The organism is Cyanobacteriota bacterium (genome assembly GCA_025054735.1).
Lineage (GTDB): Bacteria > Cyanobacteriota > Cyanobacteriia > SKYG9 > SKYG9 > SKYG9.
Map to the genome: position 1 here is coordinate 1 of JANWZG010000625.1, position 1492 is coordinate 1492.

Consider the following 1492-nt stretch of genomic DNA (forward strand, 5'->3'; position numbering starts at 1 on the left):
TGTTGCTCAACATTTTGCCAGCACCGATCGTAGAGGAACTAAAACATCGACAGACAGAGCACAATACGAACCACATGGTGCTAGCCCAACGATTTGATGAGGTAACAATTTTGTTTGCTGACATTGTGAACTTTACCCAATGGGCATCACAGGTATCTCCCATCGAGCTGGTCAACGTCCTCAATGCCATTTTTTCTCGCTTTGACCAACTAGCCGATCAGCATGGGTTAGAGAAAATTAAAACCATTGGCGATGCCTACATGGTAGTTGGTGGGTTGCCAACGCCTAGACCAGATCATGCAGTAGCAGTGGCTAACATGGCGCTGGACATGTTGCAGGTCATTCGCGAGTTTCATCAAGATAAGTGCGAACCCTTTTGTCTCCGGATTGGGATTAACACAGGCACTGCCGTTGCCGGGGTAATTGGTATTCGTAAGTTCACTTATGATCTGTGGGGTGATGCAGTCAACTTGGCCAGTCGCATGGAGTCTCAGGGGGTAGTTGATGCCATCCAGGTGACTGAAACCACCTATGAGCGGCTGCGCGATCGCTATCAGTTTGAACCTCGTGGAACGGTCAAGATTAAGGGCAAAGGTGAAATGCAAACCTACTTACTCCGAGGCAAGTTAACTAACCGTTCCTGTCTTCAGCGTGATCAAACAGCCGTTAACTAACTTTGCGCCAATTGTAACGATTCCAATCGTAGACTCCTTGAATTTCGTATTCCGCACCTGTATCAAATCGAACAATGCAGCAAGCAGTGGCGGAATCATTCTCTGGAGCTTTTACGACTGTACAAGGAAACCACTGACGATCGCAGGGGCCAGACTCTTGTACCCATTCCCATAGGGCGTTACACACCTCAATGCGATCGCCTAGGGCTAACCTGACCACTGCATTGCCTTCACGTTCTAGATAATAGTTGACATGCACTGGCTGTACCCGATCTAGCCATCGCAGGCCATAGCGCTCTCGAATAAACTGGACAGCACCAGAATCCTTTCCCTGCAGCCAATCATTTAAGAGTTGCACTTTCCAGGAATAGTCAGGGCGGTCAGTGTCTTGAATAAACCGCAGCAGTGAGCGCCGTTCAGTCTCCGTCAACTCATCAAGGGGATTGACCGTTAAGTCTGAGGAAACAGCGGCACGATCGCTCAGCCAGCGATTCACTGCCTCTAGCACCATCTGTTTCTGAGTCTGCGTCAATGGAACGTCTGCCGCGTCACAGGTTTGAAATGCAACTTGCAAGGCTGCTGCAATCTCAGCAGGAGTCATCAGGATCCAATGAGGGATACAAAATGTATAGCTGCTAGCCTCCTACTATAGCAGGTGAGGGAAAGTAACAAGGCATGAGTGCATAAAAACACCCTAGCCAGAGTGCATTGGGTAGCCAAACCCTAAATTGCCTCTCTGCGCCAGCAGCCACTCTAATAGCAGGGCACGACACTGCAAGCAGGTCAAGGCTCTAAGCAGGTTAGTCATGCCTTCATCA

General features: G+C 49.3%; 2 protein-coding genes. One reads left to right on the forward strand and one right to left on the reverse strand.

Features of this window, described 5'->3' with window-relative positions; translation table 11 throughout:
* Window positions 1–674: adenylate/guanylate cyclase domain-containing protein (locus tag NZ772_18830; protein ID MCS6815613.1), on the forward strand; the 674-nt coding region annotated here is incomplete at its 5' end.
* Here NZ772_18830 and NZ772_18835 read toward each other — a convergent pair.
* Window positions 667–1275, reverse strand: coding sequence for a hypothetical protein (locus tag NZ772_18835; protein MCS6815614.1), 609 nt, complete (start codon window positions 1273–1275; stop codon window positions 667–669). The two genes, NZ772_18830 and NZ772_18835, sit on opposite strands and share 8 nt — an antisense overlap.
* Between the last annotated feature and the right edge of the window lie 217 nt (window positions 1276–1492).

Coding starts and splice junctions, on each gene's coding strand:
- NZ772_18835 (MCS6815614.1), bottom strand. CDS start 1,275: ATGACTCCTGCTGAGATTGCAGCAGCCTTGCAAGTTGCATTTCAAACC.